2 rRNA genes are annotated in these 686 nt (G+C 44.9%); both read right to left on the reverse strand.

Annotated elements, in window-relative coordinates:
- Positions 1–228, reverse strand: a 23S ribosomal RNA gene (locus AM506_RS21750); the annotation flags it as partial.
- A 229-nt stretch (positions 229–457) separates the two neighbouring features.
- Positions 458–686: ribosomal RNA gene (locus tag AM506_RS21755) — 16S ribosomal RNA — on the reverse strand; the annotation flags it as partial.

Consider the following 686-nt stretch of genomic DNA (forward strand, 5'->3'; position numbering starts at 1 on the left):
TGCTTTCTCTTCCTCCAGGTACTTAGATGTTTCAGTTCCCTGGGTCTGCCTTCCATACTCTATGTATTCAAGTAAGGATATTGTTCCATTACGAACAATGGGTTCCCCCATTCGGAAATCTCTGGATCAAAGCTCACTTACAGCTCCCCAAAGCATATCGGTGTTAGTCCCGTCCTTCGTCGGCTCCTAGTGCCAAGGCATCCACCGTGCGCCCTTCATAACTTAACCTAAATTTTGCTTTATCAGCTATGCTGCTAAATCAAAATTTGATCACTTAATAATTAAGGTTTAAACCCTAAAATGGCGATACTCGGTAATTTCTTGACTATCAATTTATCTTTATCTAGTTTTCAAAGAACAATCATTTGTCTCGGAAGAGACAAAAAGTTTTGATGGTTGAACCATCAAAACTGAACAAAACTTCGACGTGTCAACTTGTTTAGTAAATCTTCCTTAGAAAGGAGGTGATCCAGCCGCACCTTCCGATACGGCTACCTTGTTACGACTTCACCCCAATCATCTGTCCCACCTTAGGCGGCTGGCTCCAAAAGGTTACCTCACCGACTTCGGGTGTTACAAACTCTCGTGGTGTGACGGGCGGTGTGTACAAGGCCCGGGAACGTATTCACCGCGGCATGCTGATCCGCGATTACTAGCGATTCCAGCTTCATGTAGGCGAGTTGCAG

The sequence above is a fragment of the Rossellomorea vietnamensis genome, assembly GCF_001305855.1.
GTDB lineage: Bacteria > Bacillota > Bacilli > Bacillales > Bacillaceae_B > Rossellomorea > Rossellomorea vietnamensis_A.